Below are 15,506 nucleotides of genomic sequence, written 5' to 3' on the forward strand. Positions count from 1 at the left end.
AACCGCGCCCTATGTCCGACCCTTGCGGGCCGCCCTGTCCCGCTCCTGTTCGGCCGCGAGATCATCCAGCAAAGCCCGATCCATCTCGCCGATCAGCCGGCGCAATCGCTCGAACTCATCAACGCAGGCGATTGCGTAGCGCCGTGCGAAGCGATCGATGGCCGAGAAAGGAATAGGGGCTAGGCCCATTCCGCTGGGCCGGTCGGTGGAGACGATCTGAAAGGCGTTCCAGATGTAGACGAGATGTTCCGCCAGCTCGGGGCGATCCCGAAGCGCCGGCGGCGGCTTCCCGTCCTCACGCTCGACGCGCTCCAGAAAGTCGAGCTTGTCCGCCCACTTGCGGCTCCAGCGGAGATATTCGATCAGTTTCCCGCGTCGGCCTTCTCGGCTTCCGCGTTCAGATCATCGACCTCACCAGCCGCCCAAGCGACGGCCTGACGGAAGCGGAGGTAGCGCGGTTCGGTGCAGAGCCGGAACGCGAGCGCCCTGTCATAGGGCCTCATCTCGCCGCCCACCTTGACGCCCTCCCAGTCCAGAAGGACCGTGGCGTGTAGCGTCGTGCCGATGATGCGATCCATCTCGACGGGATCGATGCGCCCGCCGTCGCGCTTGCTGCGCGGCACAGCCGCCGTCAGGCGCTGCATCATGCGCTGGAAATCCGGGTTTGTCTGGCCGCGCACCTTGAGGCGCAGCTCGCCCATTTCGGGGATGCCGTCCACCCAAGCGCCCTGTTCGATGGCGGCGCGGTCGGAAGCGATAGCTTCGATGTCCATGGTCATAGTCCTTGAATTGTCGGGATGGGTGGCCGTGGCGTCCCGACGAGCACCACGGCCGTTCCGCTTGCGCGGACGTACCGGCCTACTCGGCCGGATCGGGATCGGGGTCGGCCTCGCCGCTACCGGGCTTCGCGCCGGTCTCCTCGGCGAGGCCCTTGCCGATGATCAGATCGGCGAAGGTGTTGGCGAGTTCGGGCGCGTCGCCCGCTGCGAAGTCGCGGCGCTTGCCGTTCGGGTAGGCGTGGAAGCCTTCGAGGATCAGGACCGTCTTCAAGCGATGGCCCTTTCCAGCATGATGGAACAGCCGGTCGTGGGATCGAACACGGCTTGCACCTGGAGCGAGATCATCACGTCCGCATCGTTGCCGCCCTTCTGCGGCGGCCCGTTGCCGAAGATCAGCTTCGGCAGGGTGAAGCGGTATTTCTCGCCGGACGCGATACCGATCTCGAACGACAGGCTTCCCGAGCCGTGATCCAGCACCTTCTGATAGAGGGCGTTGGACGAGAAATAGAGTTCGACGGTGCCCGAGACCTCGCAACGCCCCGCCCCGAACTCTTCCGAAAACTTGGAACCAACGACAGGCCGGGTGCGCAGATTGTTGGCGATCTGGAGACTGATTGAGCGGACCTTCGCGCCCGCATCCAGACCCGTCACCTGAAAATTCGCGATGTTGGCCGAAGCCGTCAGGATCGGCGTCGTGGCCGGATCGGCATAGGTCGCGCCGGCCACCGGAGCATTGTCCAGCGCTTCCTTCTGGCCCATCAGCGAGAAGGAGCCCGTGACCTCGGCGCGCGCGTTGATCGCCAGCGACATGGAGTTGACCATGACGCCCGTGAAACGGGAAAAGGCGTCCGTCGCGCCGAGTTCGATCGTTTCCTCGAACGTGAAGCTCTTGCGGACCTTCCCGTTCTTGAGCTTGTTCGCTGACCAATCCCCGAACAGTGTCGCCGCGAAGAAGTCATCAAAGCTGCCATAGGACAGCTCGAACGGTAGGTCGCCAGCCACGTCTTGACCCGTCTCGAACACGCCCGAGACGTTGCGATCCGCGCGGCGTTCGTTGGAAACGCCCGTGGACTTGTTCGTGGACAGGCCACCGCCCGTCAAACGCACCTGCTTGAAGCTCGGCGTGGCGGGCGTCACGCCATAGTTGGCTTCGGGCACATAGGCGACCCGCACCTCGCTACTATCAGCGAATGCCATGGTATTCTCCTCGCGATGTTAGGGAGCGTCAGCCGACGTAATCGAACCGATACGGCACGGCGAAACTGAGTTGGAAATAGTTGCCGGTCTCGTTCCGATCGTCTGTCGGCGGCGAGTTTGGCGTCTGGATGCGCAGGTGGCCGAAGGTCTTTCCGCGCAGGATATCGGCGAGCCGATCCGCCCACTGGCGGCCGCGATCGACGCCCTCGCCGCGCGGCACGTTGACCGAGATCAGAAAGCCCCCGGTCTCGCGATGCGTGTTAGCGCCAGGAGCCCCGAACGTCAGGCGCTCCGATATCGAGTAAGGGTACTGGACCATGACGAACGGCGAACCGTTCTTGGGCGTCTCGAACCCGGTGTTTTCCTCAACGATCGGGCATTCGGTCCAGTTCGCGGCCAGAAAGGTCCGAACGGCCAGGACGACTTCGAACCGGGCCATCAGTAGAGCTTAACGGTGATGGCGGGGCGGCTCAGCCCCGTGTCAGGATCGAAGTTCTTGACCGAATAGCTGATCGAGGCGACATCGCCGTATCTCTCGCGCGCCATGGCCGCGACGACGGCATAGACACCCTCTGGCGCCTGATCGGATTGGCCGACATCGGTCTTCGTCCGCTTGCGCCAATTGCGCCGACCGCCGCGCATCTTCCGACTACCGCGCACAGTGTTCCCGGCCGCGTCTTGAACCTCCGAGATGACCCGCTTTCGCGGCTCCATCTTGCGGGCATAGGGCTGGCGGTTCGAGAATTTGAACACCTTGCCCTTCGGCATGGGGCCGATGCCGTCCCATTCTATGCCATCGATCTCCAGCACATGAGATCGCGCATAGGCTCCGGTCAGGACCGGAGACGCCTTCACGAGCTGTTCGCCGATCCACTCCAGCACGTCGCGGCCGAGATCGAAATTGGCGATGATGACGCCATCCGGCTTCACGCTGGAAAGCGGCGCATCCTCGCGCCCGTCCACCGTCACGCGATGGGTGACGGCTCGGCCGAGCAAGGCCCGGTTATGGGCGGACGCCTCTTCGATCGCCCGCTCGGCCCGATCGGCCAACATCTTGGCCCGTGCCTGCGGCGAGAGGGACCGATCTTGGATCGCCTGAATTTGGCGGCGGATCGACGTGATACGACCTTTGATCTTCATCCGATTGCCGTGAGTTCGTAGGCGATGACAGTCCCGTCCACACATCGCTTGTCCGCATCGCAGACTTCGACCGTCAGGATGTCGCCGTTCGCCATGACAGCCTTGTCGCCCCGGCGCAGGGGCGAAGCGAATGTGATGTCCTCGGCCAGGACGATCATCCGGCGCACGAGCTGATCGAGCCCGCCGACCAGTTCGTCCGGCGGCAGACCCTCGACCCGAGCCCGAGCCGGACAATCCGCCTCGCCCGCGCGCTTAAACGTGACCGTCGCGCGCGGCATAAGCTGGCGATAGGTCTGGAGCATCCTCAGAGCTTTCGGCGTCATGAGAACACCCGAAGCGGCTTCATCAGATTGGCCGTGGCGGCTTCGATCGCCTTGCCAGCCGCCTCTGAGACCGTCCACGTCTGATCGCCCACGCCATCGACCTTTTCGGATCGAAGGAAGAGGTTCTGACCGGCCAGGGATTTGAGATGCTGCGCGGCGAGGATCACCGCTGCCACCGCGCTTGCGGGCGGATCGGGAACGAACGCGCCGCCATCGCGCTTGGCGAACCCCGCCCGCCAGCGAATGCGAACGACGCCCTCGCCCGTCGCCGTTACCGGCCATCCGCCGACAGGCGCGCCGATCCCCGACCGCGAGACCTCCAAGCCCGAAACACTGATCGCCACCCAAGCGCCGGCAGCGTTTCGATAGCTGACGGCGATGGGTTCGAGCACCGGACCATAAGGCAACCGGATCGCCTCGCCTGCCCCGTAGCCGAACCCGTCCGTTTCCCATTCCAGCACCTGAATTCCGAGGGCGAGCCCCCAAGGTCCGGTCGGGCCGTCGATTGCAGCTTGGGCCGCCGCGATCATGGCCGTCACGAACGGGTCGCTCGCATCGTGAAAGCCTGGAATGTTCGCCGCCGTCACAAGCGGCCGGGGCGGCTCTATGACGGCGACGGCCATCCTTAAGCCTCCGGTGCCGCCGCGAGACCGGCCTTGATAGCCGCCTGCACTTCGGCCTTTTTCGTGGCCTCGCCGAGATCGACCCCCTTCGTGGCCGCGAAGTCGCGCAGCTCGGATAGCGACATGCCGTCGAGATCGATGGCCGAGGCATTCGGAGCCCCGGAACCGCTGGCCGCCGGCAGAGAAGCCGAGCCGCTGTCTTTCTCGACCAGCCCGTTTTCCTTCAACTTGTCGAAGGTCTCCGGCTCCACATCGATCGTGTCGCCAGCGCGGACGCTTTCCGCGCCGTGCTGGAAGCCCCAGAGGGCGCGCGCTTTCACGCTCATGGTCCTGTCTCCAGTGATGTCAGAGGGGCAAAAGGGGCGGCGCGAACGCCGCCCGCTGGTCGGGATCAGACCGAGAAGCGGCCCTTGATCAGGGCGGCCGGGCGCTTGACAGCGAGCGCCAGACGCTTTTCGGCGCGCACCGTCAGCATGTTCTTGACGAAGTTGTCGCGATCTTCGGACGAGATCAGGACTTCCACGTCCATGCGGTCGTAGATTTTTGCCGCCGCGCGGAAGGCACCGACCAGGAAGTTGTCCTCGTCCTGCGCCTGCGTCGAGATCACAGGGCGGCCCCAGAGTTGCGGCCCGGCGAGCTGGACGATGTTGGCGAAAATGTAGTTCCCGCCGGCGTCCTTGGTCAGTTCGATGCGAGCCCAGTCGGTCGGATGCAGCACAATACCGTCAGCCGGAAATTCCGTCAGCGATGCCTGGAGCAGCGCCAGACGCATCGTGTCGATCATCGTTTTCGCGGCCGGGGTGAAGGCCGCCGCATAGGCCGTCGCCTGCGTCATCAGGCCATTGAGGTTTTCGCCGACGCCCGAACCCTTGAGGATTTGGGCCTCTTCCGCGAAGTCGAGGCCATAGCGCAACTCGCCGTCGATCTCGCCTTGAAGCTGCGGAATGTCGTCCATCGCCTGACGCGATACGGGGATCCAATGCGCGATCGTGCGCACCGCCGCCTCGGACAGGCGCCATTCGTAATTCGACTCGGGCTTGAGCGCGCCTTCGGCGACCGGAGCCGCCGCGTTCGTGCGCGCCGTCTGCTTGGCATACTGGACAAGGTTCGAGGTCGTGGAACCCTGATCGAGAAGCTGGCGGATCGTCATCTGCCGGCGCGGAATGCCGAGGACTTCGGCCTCGCGCTCGGGAACGATCAGGGTGCCGGCGCTGGTGCTCGCCGACGTGATCGCGTTCTGGACTTCGACCTTCACCGTTCCGCGCGCGCCGCCGGCAGCAAATTGCTTGACGGCATCGGACGCGCCGACCTGTTCGCCTAGCGACTTGGGAGCTTCGCGCCCGCCAGCGCCGCCGAACCGGCTGGAAAGCCGCTGTTCGAGGTCGAGATTGCGATCGGACAGCTCGGACAGTCGGGTTTCCAGCTTGTTCTGAGCGTCCTTCAACGCACCTTGCGCCGTCAGGAGCTGATCGGCCTTCTGGGCGACTTCGGCCGTCACCTTTCCGGCGTCGGCGCTCTGCTTAAGCGCGCTTTCGGCCGTTCGCTTCACGTCGTCACCGACGCGCGAAACCTCGGCTTTCACGTCCTTCAGAAGCTGTTCGAGCTTGCCGGGGTCCATCGCGTCATTGCGCACGTCCGACAGAGCCGCCGCAGGACGAGACATGGCAAGGAGGGCCGCGAGCGGAGCCAGCGGCATCGTTTTGGTCAACATGGGAGTGTCCCCTTGGGATCAGATGGATTTCAGGCTGGCGAGGAGGTCGGAAACCTCGGCGATCACGGCAGCGTCTTGCGTGCCGGTTGCGGCAGCGTCGCGCGTGCCGCCTTTCAGCGCCTGGACGATCTCCCGGCGCTCCGAGCGCGGGACATTGAGCTGGGCGAGAAGGGTATCGAGCTTGTGAGCCGCCACGGTGGAGCGGCCCTCGGCCGAGTTGCGGGTGCGGTTTTCCACCGCATCCGCCGAGAGAAGGCTATCGGCAAAGCCCTTGGACACGGCATCATTGCCGCCGATCCACGCTTCGCGATCCAGCATCTTCGCCAGTTCCTTGGCGTCCATGCCGGTGCGAGCGGCGTAGATGTCCACGGCCGCCGCGTCGAAGGGCTCCAGCCAGTCCGCCACGTCGCGAAGCGCATGGCGATCCCCGGAGGCGACGATCCAGGTGTTGTGGATCATCAGGAAGCCGGATCGGGCAATCTGGATTTCATCGCCGGCCATGGCGATCACGGACGCCGCCGAAGCCGCGATCCCGAGCACCTTCACCGTCACATGCGCCGGATGCTCGCGCAGGGCATTGTAGATCGCGAGCCCTTCGAAGAACGATCCGCCCGGCGAGTTGATGTTGACCACCACGTCGCGCTTGCCGATCGCGCGAAGCGCAGCCGAGACGCGCTTTGCCGTGACGCCCTCGCCGTACCAGTCCGCCCCGATCACATCGAGCACGGAAATGGTGTTGTCAGCCTCGCCGTCGCTGGCGGCTTGCACATCGGGGTTCCAACGCTCCAGTGCGGCCGGGGTCGTTTCCGTGCGCATACCGGGACGCGCCACGATCGTGGCGGCGGGTAGGTTTCGCTTGCTCATGATCGTCAGTTCCCAGAAAGGCCGAGCCAAGCGGCAAGAGCATTACGCGCGGCAGACGCATCGCCGCCGGTCGCGCCGAGCTGGTCGAGCGGCGCGAGGTTGGTTTGCGCGGTCAGGGCGTCCGCGCCTTCCCGGCGCGGAAGATTGAGCTTGGCGCGGCCTTCGTTGCGATCCATCAGACCATTTTGCGTCATCTGCGAAAGGAACGTGGCCTTCGCCGCGCTGTCCATCTGGAGCAGCCCTTCGCGATTGAACTCGCAGTAGAGCCGACGCTTTTCGCCAGGGGGAACGAGGTCTTTGACGATCCGCGCTTCGATCCGCCGACAAATCGGATTGATGCCGAGTGCCAGCCACGTCAGGAGGATTTGCTCGACACCCGAGCCCCACATGGTCTGCCCTTCGGCCGCGTGGCCGATGATGATGGGCGGCATCCCGAACCACCGGCACATCTCTTCGATGTGAAAGCGCCGGGTTTCCAGCATCTGGGCGTCTTCCGGGTTCAGCGTCATCTGCTGATACTTGAGCCCGGCCTCTAAGATCATCAGTTTGCCGGCATTGGTCGAGCCGGCATAGGCCAGCATCGCCTTGCGCAGGCCCTCGCGCTGATCAGGCTTCAAGGCTTGATCGGACGACAAGACACCGCTGACACTCAAGCCGTTGCCGAAAATCTTGCCCGCCGCCTCATCCGTCGCCATGGCCGCGCCGAAGGTTTCGGCACCGTTGGCGATCGCCGAGAGGCCGAGATCGCCGCCGAACCCGAACCCCTTGATGTGGAACACCTTGGAACGCGGCATGTCCTCGCTCTTGCCGCGATCCGTGACGCGATAGACCAACTCGCCGCTAGGCAGGCGAACCGGACGGCAATGAGTGCTGGCGAGCGGCTGGAGCGAGGACAAGCGCTTTCCGAACTCGACCTTCTCGGCATAGGAATTGCCGGTCGAGATCAGCCAAGCCACCGTCGCCTCCCAGAACTCCAGCGAGGTCTGATCGGCGTTCGGACTAAGCTCCAGCACTTCGGCGAGCGGGTGATCGTCCACCGCCGTTCGCCCGCCATCCGCCTCGCGCCGAAAGGTGCCGAGCGGCAGAGCCGACACGGCTTGCGCCGTCAGGCGGATGCAGGCCCAGACCGTGGCGAGCTGCATCGCAGCGTTAAGCGTGACCGACTTGCCGGCATGGCTCTTGCGCCCGATGGCCGCCGCCAGCGCGCCGGCATCGGCGAGCCCGATCCGCTCGTCTTTCGACCCGATCGGCGTGATCGCATTCGACGGCGCGGCCTTCGCCTGCCGCTCCCGTTTCTTGCCCATCAAATCACCATCACAGGGTTGGAGGTGAAGCCGTCGAGATCGCCGGCCTCGGTTGCGTTGACGGCGAGCGCGGTCGCCATGACGGCGGCAACGATGCCGTCGATCTTGTCCGCGCTGGCCTTTTTGGCCGGCACATAGTTCAGGTTTTCATCGAACCGGACGCGGCAATGGCTTGCCATCCAGGCGAGCACCGGGTGCCCTCCGTGGTCGAGCTGGCTGGCGAACACCAGCCGCTCGAAACGCTTTGTGCCCTCGCCAAGAGTGGCGTGGCCCTGCCGTTGCTCGTGGCAGATGTCGATCGGGAAACCGCCCTTCTCCAGATCGCTTATCAGCTTCACCGCGTTCCACGGATCGAAGCCCTGCCCCAACAGCTCGAACTCACGCCCGCCTTCGATGATGGCTTCCTTGACGAAATCCTGATCGACACTGTTGCCCGGCGTCGTCAGGAGAGCGCCTTCGCGAACCCAGCCGAGCCAGTCCACCCGCCGATCCTGTTCGGCGCGCTCTTTCAGGGTCTCTTCCGGCACCCAGAAGAGCGGCAGGAGCGTCCACCGATCATCGCCGTCTTCGGGCTCGAACAGCCAGACTTGTGCCGTGATGTCGCGCGTCGCCGACACGTCGCAGGCTCCCCAAGCGCGCCGGCCCCGCATCTTTTGACGAAGCGTTCGCCAGCCGTTCGGCTCGACAGCGCACCGCTTCCATTGCGACTTCGGAAGCCAGCCGCCGACCTGATCGACCCAACGGTTCAGGTGATAGCACTGGAAGATGGCTTCCTTGACCGGGCTTCCCTTGGCGTTCTTGAATTCTGTCCGCAGATAATCGAGCGTCGGGGTCAGGCCCAGCGAAGGGTTGGCCTTTCGCCAGACCTTTTCGTCCGTCCAATCGTCCTCTTCGCCGATCGCGAAGTGAACGACCAGCGTCCGGGGATCGTCCTTCGCCCCGGACATGATCTCCAGGCTTTCCTGATACCACTCCCAGCCGACGCGGCCCGACTTGCGGCCCGCCGTCGAGGCGTAGAGTTCGATCGGCTGGAGGCGCGCACCCGTGCCCTGCCGCAGCGTGTCGGCCAGCTCGCGCGTGATCCATTCGTGGATTTCGTCGCCCAGGATCACAGTCGGCGAGCGCCCGTGCTTCCCGTCCGGCTTGCCGGTCAGGAGATGGAGCGTGGAGCCGGTCTCGCGAAGGAAGATGGATTTCTTCATGAGGATGATCCGCACGTTCCCGTGCCGGTCCTCGCGAAGCCCAACCCCTTCCGAGATGATCGCCGCCATCTTCTCGAAGGGCACACGGCCTTGATCTTCATTGCGGCCGAACACGTATCCTTCAGCGCCCGGCAGCTTCTCCAGACAGAAGAACAGCACGCCGAGCGCCGCCAGAAACTCGGACTTGCCGTTCTTGCGCGGTATCCAGAGATCCAGCCGTCGATAAACGCGCACGTCCGCCGTGGTCTGGAGATGCGTTGCCGGATCGATGATCTCGATCGACATCTTCCAGCCGACCAGAAGGCGCACCGTGATCTCCTGCCAGAGCAGGAGCTTGAATGGGACGCCCCGGAAACGGTCGTTCGTCAGTCGAAAGATACGGGGCCAAGCGGCGACGATCTTGTCCGCCTTGCCCGCATCGAACCATGCACCCTCAATCGCCGAAGCCCGCCGCCACGCCAGCACCGCCCATTCATAGGCGGGATCGTCGGCGACGGGCTTTAGCCAGGAGGGCAGCGCCGCCGCGATCGTGTCCGCCATGGCGTCACTGGATCGTCGGCGGGGACCGCGTGTCCGCGCTGTTCATGAGGTCCAAAGGATCGGCTCCCATGTCTGCCTCTGCCGGTGGCGCGCTGGCGGGCTCCGAAGCCGCGCGCGAGCCTCCGAAAAGGTCGCCTTGCTGCGAGCGGTTGAAGCTTTCAACTTTGGTCAACGCGCCATCGGAGCGAGGATTGAACCCAAAGTCGTCTTCGATCGCGCGCAGGATCGGCTCGGCCTCGCGCATGATCTTGACCGCAGGGTGTTGGATCACGCGCTCTTCGCCGCCGACTGGCGTCCATTTCATGGTCGAGCCACCCTTAGGGCAGTCTCGGCGCAGCTCTTCGGCCGCGCCTTCATACATCTGCGACCAGATGCAGTAGCGCGCGAGCGCCGCGCGATAACCAGGTCGGCGGCGACCTGATGCGATCAGCGTTTGCGTCAGCGTCTCCCATAGCTGGATCGCTCGCCGATAGTAGGCGGGCGCTTTCGAGAAGAGCGCCGGCACAGCAAACGGATCGGCGGGCGTTGCCTCGCGCTCGGCCTTCTCGGCCTGCGCTTTGATAGCCCGATCGGTCATGGATTTGCGCCTGCCGGGGTAGCCTTTGGCCGCCTGCAAGGCGGGATCGTCCTTGCGTCGTCCCATGCTTCACCCTTTCGCGGGGCCGACCCGACCTCACGTCCCAAAAGAAAAAGTTTCGCCAGCGCGAATTTCGCGCAGAAAAAGAGCGAGTTAACCTGCCGGTCCCGCCCCTTGGGCGGCCGACTTTCGACCCCCCCCTACCCCTAGTCGGGCCGGTCGCGGGCCGGGCGGAAGGCGTGAGGCTGACAGGATCGATCAGCCAAATATTCCATCGCTTCCGCGCGAGCCATGAACTCACGGCTCCGCACCATGAGCACGTCGCGCCCATTGGCCTTGGCGTTGCGAGCTTCGATCGACACCCGATCGAAGAAGTACGGATTGTCGATCATGAGGATGACCTTTCTTGCGCCCGCTCCTGCCGCTGGACCTCGCCGTCGTGGCAAGGCTTGCACAGCGGCTCGAACGGGCCGGCGAAGAACTTGACGGGATCGCCGTGGTGGCGCTCGACATGGTTGACCACCGTCGCCGCCGTGATCAGCCCATCGACTTGGCAGCGACGGCAAAGCGGCTCGGCCGCGAGCACCTGCGCGCGGATCGCCTGCCATTCGGGCGTCTTGTAGAGCGCCCGCCACGGGTGCGACTGGCGGCGCTTGCGATCGTACTCTCGGCGCAGCTCGGCACGGGCGGGCAGGTGCTTGGGTCGGAACGATGGTGGCCGTGTCGCCATGTCATCCCTCCACAAACACGAAACCCCGGCAGCGTGACCGCTCCGGGGTGTCTGACTTCTTCGCACTATCAGTCGTATGTCAAATTCCAGGCGCACGTCAAGCGGCTGTATCGGCTTTCTGGCGCGCCTTTTTGGAAACACTCGAAATCAGGATGCGAGGCGCGCCTTGCTCTTCCTCGCCCATCCACGGCCACAAGGGCGGCATCGTATCCAGCAAGCGCCAGTCCGTCAGCCGATGCCGCACCTGATCGGCCACCATCCGAAGCGCCAGAGCCCAAGCCTGATATTCGATCCGCTCCCCGACCAGCACCAACGGATGCGGGTGCAACGTGAAGCGATGATAGGCACCCGGATAGGGCTTGCGCGTCTTGGGGTTCCGCCCATCGACCTCCCGAGGCCGCGCCGGCATCCCCGGCCCGGCCGCCTCGTTGATCATCCGAAACCACCGTGCCTTGCCATTCGGCCCGATCATCGGCCGACGCTGGATCGGCCCATGATCCCGCCACGTCGGTTCGCCGCCCGCCAAGACGCGGCGCACCACCAGCGCCATGAGCCGGCTCCCGCGCGCGCAGGCGATGTCCCATCCCGCCTGATGCGCCTCCGCCCGCTCGGCGTCCGTCAAGCCGATGCAGTCACTTAGCGCGTCGAACCCCTCCGGCATGGTCAGCTCGGCCGAAGCCAGTGCCCGCACCGCCTCATCCACCACCAGCGCATCAGGATGCGCCGGCTCTGGCACCCGATCGATGGGCGCGGCCCCGGACGTGTCCACCCGTACCCCTAGGATCGCCAAGCGCTCGATAGACGCCCAAGCCGAGGGAGCCGCCACGAAATCCCCATCCCCCGCGCTCAGGAACCGCGCCTGCTTGGGCATCTCCTCGACCAAGGCCCAGGCGAGAAGCGCCCTGATGTCTATTGCAATCTTCGCCACGCCACGCCCCACTCGAACCCGATACACCCCTCGCCGCCCTGCCGGGCGACCCGCCAGCCCGAAGCGCCCTATCCGCCCCGCGCCAGACCCATCGCGCCCTCAAACGCCGCAAGCGCGGCCGGGCCACCCACCGGGAACCACACCACCGGCAGCGCGCCAGGGTCCGGTATCCACGGCCAGCCTTGGCGCTCGTGGAACCGCCGCCATTCCTCGAACCGCGCGGACCCGACCGGCACCGGCTCCATGGCCCCGTCCACCGCCGCCAGCTCGGCCGAGATCGAAACCGGCTGGCGCGCCTCGGCCCGCTCGTGCATGGCGTTCACGTCAGGCCAGCCACGGGTTTTCAGCTTGTCGGCCAGCAGCTCTTCGCGGGACCATTCGCCCTTGTCGATCAGCGCCTGTTCGATGCGCGTCAGGGTCGGGGCCGGCCCCTTCGGCCCCCTCAAGAGCCAGACCATCCGCGCCGCGCTCCAGTCCGGCCCGAAAGGCTTCGCTGACACAACCTGCGGAGCGGCGGCCTCTTCGGGCTCGGCCACGTCCTGCCAAAGGCGGTTCTTGAAATAGCTTTCCGGCCCCGGCGTGTGGCTCTTGCGCTGCGACTTGAGCAAGGCCAGCCAGCCCGCGTGCTTGCGCTCGGCCTCGGCCCGCTCGGCCGGGGTGAGGTCGAGAAAGGCGCGCTCGGCCCGATCCTTCGGCATCCCGCCGAAGCCCGGCCAATTCTTGGTCAGGCGTCGGAAGGCTTGGGCGATGGCCTTGGGGTCTTCCCCAGCCGCGTGGCCGAACGAGTTTTCTTCTTCCCGTTCGCCTTCGCGCGCCTCTCTCGCAGGTTCAGTTACAGGTTCCCTTACGGGTTCATCCTTATAGTCCGGCAAAATTTGCCGGTCATCGTGTCGAAATTTGCCGGTCGAACTGTCGAAATTTGCCGGTCGAACCTCGCCATTTTGACCGGCAGAATTTGCCGGTCGGAAGTCGGGCTCGAACCCGAGATGATAGCGGATCGTCTCGCGACGGCCCTCCTTCCGCATCTTGTCATAGGAAATCAATCCTCGCTCCACCAAGCTGTTGAGCTGGTCGCGCACGGAGCGCTCGCTGAGGTTCGTCGCCTTGACGATATAGTCCTGCCCCGGATAGCAGCCGAGCACCGGATTGTGACAATCCGCCAGCACGTACAAAACGACCTGTTCGCTCGGCTTCATGTCGCTGAAAAGCCCAGGTTGCTTGATGGCCCAGCACATCGCTTGATGGCTCACGCCCCGTCCCCTTCCGATACGCAAAACTCTGGAAAATCACCCGCCGCGCCGCCTTCGATCAGCGCGCGCGGCACAAGAATGGCCGGCGAATACACCCGCCCGAAGCTCATCCGCTCGCCCCCGCAGGCCCCCGGCAGGCGCATCAGCGCCCCCGTCCAGCCCGCGCACCACAGGCTTGGCGCAAACAGCCGCGCCAGCTCGGGATGCGCCGCCGCGATCGCGACGAAGGCCGAGGATGGCGCGGGCCGCACCACCACCCCCATGGCGCGCAAGGCCCGCTGCGCTGGATTGCCGAACCCGCAGGATCGCACCGCCGCGCCGACACTCACGCGCGCGTCGATCCCCACCACAGCCGAGCCGAGCAGGAACGCGAGGCACCCCGCGCCGTCGCGCTCGGCCAGCTCGAACGGATCGGGGCCGCCGCGCCCGTCGCAGACGACGCTCAAGACGCCGCCCCGATGGCCGCGAGCCGAGCGGCCTTTTCGGCCTCTTCGCGCGCTTCCCATTCCCGATCGAACTCGACCCACGAGTTGATCATGTCAGCCATACTCTTGCGCGTCGGCGTGACGTGCCGGCCCTTGCGGTCGAATGTGTCCGAGAACCACCCCTCGCCATCGGACGGGCAGCGGTATTCGCCGTCCTGCCCTTGCTCGGCCTCGCAACGCTTCGCGGCCTGCGCTTCCGTCGTCGCCTTGCACCAGCGGCAGGCCGAGAACCGATAGCGCATGGTGACGTCCATGCTGTCCGAATAGTCGTTCGACGGGCAAACCGTCATCGCCCACCCCTCACGTTGAATTTTTTGGCTTTGAGATGCGGGCGGTCGCCCAGCACCAGTTCGTGACGCCGCCAGGAGCGGCGGCCCTCGCGCTCGGCGCGATCCTCGGCCCGGTAGTCGGACACGAGCCGACACAGCGCCTGAAACAGCCCGGCCGCCTGCGCTTCCGACCGCTGCCAGCGGTGCGCCATCCAGAGATCGTAAAGCGCCGCGCCCCGCTGGAGCCGGCGATTGTTCCAAGTCGCGCGATGGCCCGCGCAACAAAACTCCCGGTCCTTCGGGCCGGGGGCGAGGTCGCATCCGCATTCGAGACAGGCGTTTAAACGGATCGTCACAGCGGCGGCCCCGCGCAAAGCAGGGTGGTGGCACGGGCCATCATGAGCGCGCACCCGCAAGACGCTCCAGCTCGGCCGCTACGCGATCGAGCGCGTCGGCCCGCGCCATCTCGCGCCGATGATCCTCAAGCTTGCCGCACTCGACGATGTAATCGCCGGTGGACATGACGCGCAGCCATTCGGCCTCTTCGCGAATGGCCTTGGCGGTCGCCATGCCCGTACCATCGCAGAACCGACACTGGAACGAACCTCCGAACGGCCCTTCGACCGATCCCGAAGCATCACAGCACGGACAAGAAGCACGAGGCGCAAACCCAACCGGCCGACCTTCGATCGCGGCTTGCGCGATCTCGTCAAACCGATCCGTCGCACAAGCGGGGCGAGCCATCACAGAAGCCCCTCGCATTTCGCCCGCAACAGCCGGCATTGCTCTTCCACGCCGTCGATCTCGCGCAGGATCGCCACGGCGTCGGCGCGGCAGGCCGTGCCGTCCTCCAGCGCGACGAACATCACGTCGAACAGCTCGTGCGTCTCTTGCTTGAAATCTCTGATATCGCGGTGCTGGATCGGACCGATGCCCTTGGGCCGGCGCATCGGCACCAGCTCGTAGCCCTGCGGATGCGCCAAGGCGCGCGCGTGGTGCGGTTCCCCGGCCACGAAGTCGAGATCGAGCGCGGTATCGAGCGACACGAAGCGGTCGGCGTGTTCAGCCTTCGGCGATCCCGCGAAGGACAGCGCCGTTTCGCCGATCCGAACCAGCCCCTCGCGCACGATCGCCGCCGCATCGCCCGCCCGCGCGATGGCGGCTTTCGTGGCGAGCTTGAGCGCGGCGCGCATCTGCGGCGTGGACGGGCGCATCAGCGGCACCCCGCGCGCAACGCGCCACGGTTGAAGTTCTGGACTTCGTTCTGCGACCCGCTCACGCTCACCTTGGAACGGAAACAAGAGCGAATCGCATGGAAAGCATAGGAAGTCTGACCAGCAGAATGGTCGCGCTCGAATGGCTCCTGAAACAAACGCTCGCAGAGAGCTTCAATCGCCACGAGTGCGCGCAGACAACGGCGCGCTATTTCGCGGCCGACGCGGATTGGCACTGGAGCCAGGAGGCGGACGCCGCCCTGGAACGAGGCGACATGGAAGCTTGGACGCAGGCCCTCCGCATCAGGCGCGAGGTCATCGCCTGTATGAGCGACATCATCCAGCGGCTGGAAACCTGAACCCGCCATCG

The 15,506-nt window shown here is 65.4% G+C and carries 24 protein-coding genes; 1 reads left to right on the forward strand and 23 read right to left on the reverse strand.

Annotated elements, in window-relative coordinates; genetic code table 11:
* Positions 1-9: 9 nt before the first annotated feature.
* From AUL36_RS25060 to AUL36_RS11165, 23 genes are all read right to left on the reverse strand, one after another.
* Positions 10-366, reverse strand: coding sequence for a phage tail assembly chaperone (locus AUL36_RS25060; RefSeq protein WP_441294143.1), 357 nt, complete (start codon positions 364-366; stop codon positions 10-12).
* On the reverse strand, positions 363-773 hold the full coding sequence (locus AUL36_RS11065) for a hypothetical protein (RefSeq protein ID WP_062220484.1): 411 nt from the start codon (positions 771-773) through the stop codon (positions 363-365). Before AUL36_RS11065 ends, AUL36_RS25060 begins: the two co-directional genes overlap by 4 nt.
* Positions 774-858: 85 nt before the next feature.
* Complete coding sequence (locus AUL36_RS11070; protein WP_062220486.1) at positions 859-1,050, reverse strand: hypothetical protein; 192 nt, start codon at positions 1,048-1,050, stop codon at positions 859-861.
* The gene (locus tag AUL36_RS11075) at positions 1,047-1,976 is read right to left on the reverse strand and encodes a phage tail tube protein (protein ID WP_062220488.1); all 930 of its coding nucleotides are present in this window, start codon (positions 1,974-1,976) and stop codon (positions 1,047-1,049) included. The genes AUL36_RS11070 and AUL36_RS11075 overlap by 4 nt, the downstream gene beginning before the upstream one ends.
* Before the next feature lie 28 nt (positions 1,977-2,004).
* Positions 2,005-2,415 carry a phage tail terminator-like protein gene (locus AUL36_RS11080; protein WP_062220489.1) on the reverse strand — a complete coding sequence of 137 codons (411 nt, stop codon included), beginning with the start codon at positions 2,413-2,415 and terminating at the stop codon, positions 2,005-2,007.
* On the reverse strand, positions 2,415-3,116 hold the full coding sequence (locus AUL36_RS11085; protein ID WP_062220490.1) for a hypothetical protein: 702 nt from the start codon (positions 3,114-3,116) through the stop codon (positions 2,415-2,417). Before AUL36_RS11085 ends, AUL36_RS11080 begins: the two co-directional genes overlap by 1 nt.
* Positions 3,113-3,418, reverse strand: coding sequence for a hypothetical protein (locus AUL36_RS11090; protein ID WP_062220491.1), 306 nt, complete (start codon positions 3,416-3,418; stop codon positions 3,113-3,115). Before AUL36_RS11090 ends, AUL36_RS11085 begins: the two co-directional genes overlap by 4 nt.
* A 17-nt stretch (positions 3,419-3,435) precedes the next feature.
* Positions 3,436-4,062, reverse strand: a complete 627-nt coding sequence (locus AUL36_RS11095; RefSeq protein WP_062220492.1) for a hypothetical protein — start codon at positions 4,060-4,062, stop codon at positions 3,436-3,438.
* A gap of 2 nt (positions 4,063-4,064) precedes the next feature.
* On the reverse strand, positions 4,065-4,388 hold the full coding sequence (locus tag AUL36_RS11100) for a hypothetical protein (RefSeq protein ID WP_062220500.1): 324 nt from the start codon (positions 4,386-4,388) through the stop codon (positions 4,065-4,067).
* Between the two features lie 65 nt (positions 4,389-4,453).
* Positions 4,454-5,773: a phage major capsid protein gene (locus AUL36_RS11105; protein ID WP_062220502.1), complete on the reverse strand. Its 1,320-nt coding sequence runs from the start codon at positions 5,771-5,773 to the stop codon at positions 4,454-4,456.
* Between the two features lie 18 nt (positions 5,774-5,791).
* Positions 5,792-6,637, reverse strand: a complete 846-nt coding sequence (locus AUL36_RS11110) for a head maturation protease, ClpP-related (RefSeq protein ID WP_062220504.1) — start codon at positions 6,635-6,637, stop codon at positions 5,792-5,794.
* Positions 6,638-6,642: 5 nt separating this feature from the next.
* The gene (locus tag AUL36_RS11115) at positions 6,643-7,941 is read right to left on the reverse strand and encodes a phage portal protein (RefSeq protein ID WP_062220506.1); all 1,299 of its coding nucleotides are present in this window, start codon (positions 7,939-7,941) and stop codon (positions 6,643-6,645) included.
* Positions 7,941-9,683, reverse strand: a complete 1,743-nt coding sequence (locus AUL36_RS11120; RefSeq protein ID WP_062220508.1) for a terminase large subunit — start codon at positions 9,681-9,683, stop codon at positions 7,941-7,943. The genes AUL36_RS11115 and AUL36_RS11120 overlap by 1 nt, the downstream gene beginning before the upstream one ends.
* A 4-nt stretch (positions 9,684-9,687) precedes the next feature.
* Complete coding sequence (locus AUL36_RS11125) at positions 9,688-10,326, reverse strand: P27 family phage terminase small subunit (protein ID WP_062220510.1); 639 nt, start codon at positions 10,324-10,326, stop codon at positions 9,688-9,690.
* A 140-nt stretch (positions 10,327-10,466) separates the two neighbouring features.
* Entirely contained in the window at positions 10,467-10,652 is a 186-nt protein-coding gene (locus AUL36_RS11130) for a hypothetical protein (RefSeq protein WP_062220512.1), read from the reverse strand.
* Positions 10,649-10,990 (reverse strand): hypothetical protein, encoded by a 342-nt coding sequence (locus tag AUL36_RS11135; RefSeq protein WP_062220515.1) that lies wholly within the window; start codon positions 10,988-10,990, stop codon positions 10,649-10,651. The genes AUL36_RS11130 and AUL36_RS11135 overlap by 4 nt, the downstream gene beginning before the upstream one ends.
* 97 nt (positions 10,991-11,087) lie before the next feature.
* The gene (locus AUL36_RS11140; protein WP_062220517.1) at positions 11,088-11,918 is read right to left on the reverse strand and encodes a hypothetical protein; all 831 of its coding nucleotides are present in this window, start codon (positions 11,916-11,918) and stop codon (positions 11,088-11,090) included.
* Positions 11,919-11,986: 68 nt separating this feature from the next.
* Complete coding sequence (locus AUL36_RS11145; protein ID WP_156418338.1) at positions 11,987-13,168, reverse strand: helix-turn-helix domain-containing protein; 1,182 nt, start codon at positions 13,166-13,168, stop codon at positions 11,987-11,989.
* Complete coding sequence (locus AUL36_RS11150; RefSeq protein ID WP_062220521.1) at positions 13,165-13,614, reverse strand: hypothetical protein; 450 nt, start codon at positions 13,612-13,614, stop codon at positions 13,165-13,167. Before AUL36_RS11150 ends, AUL36_RS11145 begins: the two co-directional genes overlap by 4 nt.
* A complete protein-coding gene (locus AUL36_RS11155; protein WP_062220523.1) occupies positions 13,611-13,943 on the reverse strand; it encodes a hypothetical protein in 333 nt (110 codons plus the stop codon). The genes AUL36_RS11150 and AUL36_RS11155 overlap by 4 nt, the downstream gene beginning before the upstream one ends.
* Complete coding sequence (locus tag AUL36_RS11160) at positions 13,940-14,278, reverse strand: hypothetical protein (protein WP_062220603.1); 339 nt, start codon at positions 14,276-14,278, stop codon at positions 13,940-13,942. The genes AUL36_RS11155 and AUL36_RS11160 overlap by 4 nt, the downstream gene beginning before the upstream one ends.
* Positions 14,279-14,318: 40 nt before the next feature.
* Entirely contained in the window at positions 14,319-14,492 is a 174-nt protein-coding gene (locus AUL36_RS23745; RefSeq protein WP_156418339.1) for a hypothetical protein, read from the reverse strand.
* A 173-nt stretch (positions 14,493-14,665) separates the two neighbouring features.
* Entirely contained in the window at positions 14,666-15,136 is a 471-nt protein-coding gene (locus AUL36_RS11165; protein WP_156418340.1) for a hypothetical protein, read from the reverse strand.
* 98 nt (positions 15,137-15,234) lie between these two features.
* Between AUL36_RS11165 and AUL36_RS11170 the strand changes: the two genes are divergently transcribed.
* Positions 15,235-15,495, forward strand: a complete 261-nt coding sequence (locus AUL36_RS11170; protein WP_156418341.1) for a hypothetical protein — start codon at positions 15,235-15,237, stop codon at positions 15,493-15,495.
* Positions 15,496-15,506 lie beyond the last annotated feature (11 nt).

This window comes from Aureimonas sp. D3 (assembly GCF_001463805.1).
GTDB classification, from domain to species: domain Bacteria; phylum Pseudomonadota; class Alphaproteobacteria; order Rhizobiales; family Rhizobiaceae; genus Aureimonas; species Aureimonas ureilytica_A.